Below are 6,871 nucleotides of genomic sequence, written 5' to 3'. Positions count from 1 at the left end.
GACGAGGTGCCGGAGCGTCGGGTGAAGCGGCAATATGTGGATATGGCGCCGAAGAAGGTGCAGGCGCTGGAAACCGTGTCCGTTGAGGGCAGGGCGTTTGAGGTCGGCCGCGTCGGGCCGGCCAGCGGGCAGGCCTTCACCGTCATCTTCATCCATGGACGCGGCGGTGACCGGCGGCTTGGCATGAACGACTATACGTTCGGCGGTAATTTCAACCGGCTGAAAAATCTGGCCGTCGCCAATGGCGGCACCTATTACGTGCCGAGCGTTCGTTCCTTCGATGAGAACGGCGTTGCCGATGTCGCGGCGCTCATTGCCGATGCGGCCAGAAAATCCGGCGGAAAGCCTGTCGTGCTCACCTGCGCGTCGATGGGCAGTTTCATTTGCTACGGCATCAGCCGCGACAAGGCAGCCGTCGCCAATCTCAAGGGCATGGCGATCCTCGGCGGCGCGGTCGATCCCGATTTTCCGAAAAGCGCCTTTGCCAAAGCGAAGAAACCGGTCTGGTTTACCCATGGCAGCGCCGACAAGGTTTATTCGGCCGACAGCCAAGCGGCTATCTTCCGCACGTTGTTGAAGGCTGGGGAGCCCGCGCGGTTCACGCGTTACGAGACCGGTAGCCATGGCACCCCGGTGCGAATGACCGACTGGCGGGTGGTTTTGAACTGGATTTTGAGCCGATAGTGGGTCGGTTCTAAGTCAGTAACGACAAATTTTCCGGGATTTGTCGCTGGCTTTAACCCTTGGACCGCTTTTTTGTACCAATTGCCGCCGGCTGCGGCTAAAGGAATATCCGGGAAATTCAGGCAGAGCTTCTGTCTTGATCAAGGGCCGGCTGCGGCCGAGGGATGGGGTGCCTCAAGCGGCGCTCCTAGACAAAGGGAATGGGATACGCATGACGCCGAATGTTCGACCGCTTGTTGCCGGAAACTGGAAGATGAACGGCACGCGTGCCTCGCTCGATCAGATCAAGGCCATGGCAGAGGGCGTCAAGGGCGCGCTGTCCGAAAAGGTGGATGCGCTGATCTGCCCGCCTTCCACACTGCTTTATGTCGCGACCGCGCTCTGTGATGACAGCCCGTTGATGATCGGCGCGCAGGATTGCCACCAGAATGCCTCCGGCGCCCATACCGGCGATATCTCTGCCGAAATGATTGCCGACTGCTTCGGCACCCATGTCATCGTTGGCCATTCCGAGCGCCGCACCGACCATGCCGAGACCGACCATCTGGTACGCGCAAAGGCATCCGCCGCCCATGCGGCCGATCTCATCGCCATCGTCTGCATTGGCGAAACGGCGGATGAGCGCAAGGCGGGCCAGACGCTCGATATCCTGAAGCGCCAGCTTGCCGGCTCGCTGCCGGATGAGGCCACCGCGGAAAATACCGTTATCGCTTATGAACCCGTCTGGGCGATCGGCACCGGTCTTACCCCCACCACGCAAGATGTGCGCGAGGCCCACGCCTTCATGCGCGACGAGCTCGTCAAGCGCTTTGGCGATGCCGGCAAGACCATGCGCATTCTTTATGGCGGCTCGGTAAAGCCGACCAATGCGCTGGAGCTGATGGGCGTTGAAAATGTCGATGGCGCGCTGATCGGTGGGGCGAGCTTGAAAGCGTCGGACTTCCTGTCCATCTATGCGGCATATGAGCGACTGACGGCCTGAATGAGGCTTTCCTGAAAGAGTATCGGGAAAGGGGCTTGGAATAAACCTTCGCCTCATGTAAAGAGCCGCAAAACCTTCTTTATGGTGCTCCGCGCGGGGCATGGAATGGATTGTCATGCAGACCGTTTTGATTGTAATTCACCTCATGATCGTGCTGGCGCTTGTCGGCGTGGTCCTGATCCAGCGTTCCGAAGGCGGCGGCCTCGGCATCGGCGGCGGTTCGGGCTTCATGTCCGCGCGCGGAACGGCCAATGCGCTGACCCGCACCACGGGCATCCTCGCCGCGCTGTTCTTTCTGACATCGCTCGGCCTTGGTCTCATGACCCGGTACGAGTCGCGCCCGACCGATATTCTCGATCGTATCCCGGCCACGCAGGGGCAGGGTAACGGCATTCTGGATACGCTCGGCCCGTCGACCACGGCACCGGCAACACCGGCTCCGGCTGAAAATGGCGTGCCGACCAATAGCGGTGCTGCTGCACCGGCCCAGAACGCACCCGCACAGACGACACCGGCTCCAGCCGCTTCCGGTACCGCCGCTCCGGCCCCGGCGCAGCCCGCCGATCCGAACGCAGTTCCGACCGGTCAATAAGCCCGGTTTTGATTTAACGCTCCGGCAGGCCAGCGCATAGCCCTTGAAATCATTCATGATTTAAAGAAAGGCCTATGCGCCGACCTGGAAGCGTTACAGCGTCCTTTGCGCGTCTATGACGCGCGGCGCTGTAATGCCTGCCGGTTTTCTTTTGTTCGCATTCCGGCCAGTTGAACTGTGAATTCGTCAACAGCGAATTTGCAACATCATGAAATTTGGGCTGGCGGAATCAGAGGTAAAAAGGTATCCGGTGAATCCCATGGCGCGATATGTATTCATCACAGGCGGCGTGGTCTCCTCTCTCGGTAAGGGCATCGCAGCTGCTGCACTCGGAGCTTTGCTGCAATCCCGTGGTTATCGGGTGCGGCTTCGCAAACTCGACCCCTATCTGAACGTTGATCCCGGCACCATGAGCCCGACACAGCACGGCGAAGTGTTCGTGACTGACGACGGTGCCGAGACGGACCTCGACCTTGGCCACTATGAACGCTTTACCGGGCGTTCGGCCACCAAGACCGACAACATCACGACCGGTCGCATCTACAAGAACATCATCGACAAGGAACGGCGCGGCGATTATCTCGGCGCAACGGTTCAGGTCATTCCGCATGTCACCAACGAAATCAAGGATTTCGTGATCGAAGGCAATGACGATTACGACTTCGTCATCTGCGAGATCGGTGGCACGGTGGGTGACATCGAGGCGATGCCGTTCATGGAAGCGATCCGTCAGCTCGGCAACGATCTGCCGCGCGGCACGGCGATCTATCTTCACCTGACGCTGATGCCCTACATTCCGGCGGCTGGCGAATTGAAGACCAAGCCGACCCAGCATTCCGTGAAGGAACTGCAGGCGCTCGGTATCCACCCCGACATTTTGCTCGTGCGCGCCGACCGGGAAATCCCGGAAGCGGAACGCCGCAAGCTTTCGCTGTTCTGCAACGTGCGTCCTTCCGCCGTCATCCAGGCGCTGGATGTGGCGAATATCTACGACGTTCCGATTGCCTACCACAAGGAAGGCCTCGATTCGGAAGTGCTGGCCGCGTTCGGCATCGAGCCAGCGCCGAAGCCGCGTCTGGAACAGTGGGAAGAGGTCTGCAACCGTATCCGCACGCCGGAAGGCGAAGTGACGATTGCGATCGTCGGCAAATATACCGGCCTCAAGGACGCGTATAAGTCGCTGATCGAGGCGCTGCATCACGGCGGCTTCGCCAACCGCGTCAAGGTCAAGCTCGAGTGGATCGAGTCGGAAGTCTTCGAAAAGGAAGATCCGACGCCATACCTTGAAAAGGTCAACGGCATTCTGGTGCCGGGTGGTTTCGGCGAGCGCGGTTCTGAAGGCAAGATCATGGCGGCGCAGTTCGCGCGTGAGCGCAACGTGCCCTATTTCGGCATCTGCTTCGGCATGCAGATGGCGGTCGTGGAAGCGGCGCGTCATCTTGCTGGCATCGAAAATGCCTCCTCCACCGAATTCGGCCCGACTGCCGAGCCCGTTGTTGGTCTGATGACCGAATGGGTGAAGGGCAACGAGCTGGAGAAGCGTTCCTCCAAGGGCGATCTCGGCGGCACGATGCGCCTCGGCGCCTATAAGGCGGCGCTGAAGAAGGATACCAAGATCGCCGAGATTTACGGCTCCACGGATATTTCCGAGCGCCACCGTCACCGCTACGAGGTGAATGTGGACTACAAGGACCGGCTGGAGAATTGCGGCTTGGTCTTCTCGGGCATGTCTCCGGATGGTGTGCTGCCGGAAACGGTGGAATATCCTGACCATCCCTGGTTCATTGGCGTTCAGTATCACCCGGAACTCAAGAGCCGCCCGCTCGACCCGCATCCGCTTTTCGCCAGCTTCATCGAAGCGGCGGTGGAGCAGAGCCGGCTGGTTTGACGGTTTGAAGGATGACGAAGAGGGTCGCGAAAGCGGCCCTTTTTTGTTTGGGGAGGTCTAGACTTTTCCTCCGTCACCCCGGACTAAATCCCGGGTCCAGTACGATCAAGTCTTTAATCGTAACAGACTCTTTCACCGCGCAGACGCGCGGTGGCTGGATGCCGGATCAAGTCCGGCATGACGGAGAACTCTTCCCCGAATGACCGACCTGAGGTTCGTTCTGAATGGGCTTATCTTTTGTTGAACAAACAAAAACGGGCCCGAAGACCCGTTCCTTGTTTCAAAAAATCCCGACAGGCTTACTTCGGCCCGATCATGTTCTCCGGCCGCACAAACTGGTCGAATTCCTCGTTGGTGAGGTATCCGCCACCAACGGCTTCTTCGCGCAGCGTCGTGCCGTTCTTGTGGGCGGTCTTGGCGATTTTGGCGCAGATGTCGTAACCGAGCTTGCCGTTCAGCGCCGTCACCAGCATCAGCGAGTTTTCGACGCCCTTCTTGATATTGTCTTCGCGGGCCTCGATGCCGACGACGCAATTGTCGGTGAAGGAGACGGCGGCGTCGCCCAGAAGCTGGACCGACTGCAGGAAGTTGTAGGCCATCATCGGGTTGTAGACGTTGAGCTCGAAGTGGCCCTGCGAACCGGCGAAGGAGAGCGCCGCATTGTTGCCGAAGATGTGGGCGCAAACCTGAGTCAGTGCTTCCGACTGGGTCGGGTTCACCTTACCCGGCATGATCGACGAGCCGGGTTCGTTTTCCGGCAGCGAGAGTTCGCCGAGACCGGCGCGGGGGCCGGAGCCGAGGAAGCGGATGTCGTTGGCGATCTTGAAGAGCGCTGCAGCCGCCGCATTGATCGCACCATGGGAGAAGACCATGGAATCATGCGAGGCAAGCGCTTCGAACTTGTTCGGCGCGGTGACGAAGGAAAGGCCGGTAATCTCAGAGATTTCCTCGGCGACCTTTTCGGCAAAACCGACCGGGGCATTAAGACCAGTGCCGACGGCCGTGCCGCCCTGGGCGAGCTTCGACAGCGCGGGCAGGGTGGTTTCGATGTTGGCGATGGCGGAGGCCACCTGAGCGGCGTAACCGGAGAATTCCTGGCCGAGCGTCAGCGGCGTTGCGTCCTGCGTGTGGGTGCGACCGATCTTGATGATCTTTTCGAACTGCTTGACCTTGGCTTCCAGCGCCTTGTGCAGGTGCCTGAGGCTCGGCAGCAGGTGGTGAACGATCTGCTCGACGCAGGCGATGTGCATCGCCGTCGGGTAGGTGTCGTTCGAGGATTGGCTCATATTGACGTGGTCGTTGGGATGAACCGGCTTCTTGCTGCCCATTTCGCCGCCGAGCATCTCGATTGCGCGGTTGGAAATCACCTCGTTGGCATTCATGTTGGACTGGGTGCCCGAACCGGTCTGCCAGACGACCAGCGGGAAGTGCTCGGTCAGCTTGCCATCGATGACTTCCTGTGAGGCGGCGATGATGGCTTCGCCGATCTTCGGGTCGAGGCCGGCAAGCGCCATGTTGGCGCGGGCGGCGGCCTGTTTGACGATGCCGAGCGCGCGAACGACCGATGCCGGCTGCTTTTCCCAACCGATCTTGAAGTTGCCGAGCGAGCGCTGCGCCTGCGCGCCCCAGTAGCGATCGGCCTGAACGTCAATAGGGCCAAATGTATCGGTTTCCGTCCGTGTGGCTGTCATCAATCTTGCCTTTTTACTCGTGTTCCTCCGCCAAAACGGCGCCTTCGCCCGCCTTGCGCGGCCGATATATAGAATCATCGCGGCAGCAAAGAAAGCCGCTGTCATGCGGCGCGGGAAGATATTTCCCTTCGGCTTGCAGCGATTGGCGTGCGCCCGGTGCGGCAAGAAGAAAAAGGCGCCCGCGTGGCATTTTTACTACGTGCTGAAAAGGCCGAGAAGCCGGGCTTTTGCCGCACGCCTCCGTGGCGTCCGGGTCAAAGCAAAGTGAATGAAATAAATAGAAATTTAACCATTCTCGCCAATTCTGGAAATTACGTTTTTATGGCTTCGGCTGTATTATGAGGTTCATTTCGGCACGATTTTGGGCTTTGGGCGTTTTCTTTTCAACGGGCCGTTGATCGGCTAGAGATGCATGAAACTGATGCCCGCCGTTTTTCCGGTGGTGCTGGGTGCTACGAGGATCAAATTGCAAGTCACATCTGGAAAATCATCGGCAGCACTGGTGCTGGCTCTCGGTCTTTCCGTTTCAACCGCTCTTCCCGGCAGTGCCGGGGCGGTGACCCTGATGGACCTCCTTCGCGGCGGCCCGGGCAAGATCGCGCGTGACCGCGGCGAGTTGCCGCCCGCCGGTATCGTCACCTCACCGTCCGGTTCCGCATCGGGTACTGCGCAGAGCGCGGATGCTTCCGACCCTGAGCCTCTGCCGCGCGTTTCAGGCCCGCGCTATTATGACTATAAGGCGGATACGGCCCGTGCGGTAAACACGGCGAATTTCGGCGAAGGCCTTGCCAACCTGAAGTTCAACGTCACGCCGGAGATCGCCAAGGCGCTGGAAGCCTATTACGGCGCCGGCGGCAAGACGCTGTGGGTTTCCGGCGGCGAACTGACCGAGCGCGCCAATGCCGTCCTCGCTTTCCTCGAGACGGTTGGCGAAAGCGGCCTTGATCCTGCCGATTACAGCATTTCCGCACCGGCAAAGGACGTGACTGCAAGCATCAGCAGCAATGTCGTCGGCGCCACGTCGAACGGCACGC

Annotated in this window: 5 protein-coding genes and 1 pseudogene; 5 read left to right on the top strand and 1 reads right to left on the bottom strand. The window is 59.8% G+C overall.

Annotated elements, in window-relative coordinates; genetic code table 11:
- From ACUTJJ_RS24220 to ACUTJJ_RS24205, 4 genes are all read left to right on the top strand, one after another.
- Positions 1-684: alpha/beta fold hydrolase (locus ACUTJJ_RS24220; protein WP_445543688.1), on the top strand; the 684-nt coding region annotated here is incomplete at its 5' end.
- Positions 685-895: 211 nt separating this feature from the next.
- Entirely contained in the window at positions 896-1,666 is a 771-nt protein-coding gene (tpiA, locus tag ACUTJJ_RS24215; RefSeq protein ID WP_063948907.1) for a triose-phosphate isomerase, read from the top strand.
- Positions 1,667-1,781: 115 nt separating this feature from the next.
- Positions 1,782-2,258: a preprotein translocase subunit SecG gene (gene secG / locus ACUTJJ_RS24210; protein ID WP_144574141.1), complete on the top strand. Its 477-nt coding sequence runs from the start codon at positions 1,782-1,784 to the stop codon at positions 2,256-2,258.
- Between the two features lie 259 nt (positions 2,259-2,517).
- Positions 2,518-4,146: a CTP synthase gene (locus ACUTJJ_RS24205; protein WP_063949116.1), complete on the top strand. Its 1,629-nt coding sequence runs from the start codon at positions 2,518-2,520 to the stop codon at positions 4,144-4,146.
- Between the two features lie 299 nt (positions 4,147-4,445).
- On the opposite strand, the gene fumC is transcribed toward ACUTJJ_RS24205, so the two are convergent.
- Complete coding sequence (gene fumC / locus ACUTJJ_RS24200) at positions 4,446-5,837, bottom strand: class II fumarate hydratase (protein WP_445543687.1); 1,392 nt, start codon at positions 5,835-5,837, stop codon at positions 4,446-4,448.
- Positions 5,838-6,339: 502 nt separating this feature from the next.
- Between fumC and ACUTJJ_RS24195 the strand changes: the two are divergent.
- Positions 6,340-6,871: pseudogene (locus tag ACUTJJ_RS24195) on the top strand (L,D-transpeptidase family protein); the annotation flags it as partial.

The organism is Agrobacterium sp. DKPNP3, from assembly GCF_052686535.1.
The sequence above is the reverse complement of the archived record's forward strand: the minus strand, read 5'-3'. Positions and strand labels throughout refer to the sequence as shown.

Excerpts from the sequence above, each read along its gene's own strand:
- ACUTJJ_RS24205 (WP_063949116.1), top strand. The coding sequence starts at position 2,518 with ATGGCGCGATATGTATTCATCACAGGCGGCGTGGTCTCCTCTCTCGGT.
- fumC (WP_445543687.1), bottom strand. The coding sequence starts at position 5,837 with ATGACAGCCACACGGACGGAAACCGATACATTTGGCCCTATTGACGTT.
- secG (WP_144574141.1), top strand. The coding sequence starts at position 1,782 with ATGCAGACCGTTTTGATTGTAATTCACCTCATGATCGTGCTGGCGCTT.
- tpiA (WP_063948907.1), top strand. The coding sequence starts at position 896 with ATGACGCCGAATGTTCGACCGCTTGTTGCCGGAAACTGGAAGATGAAC.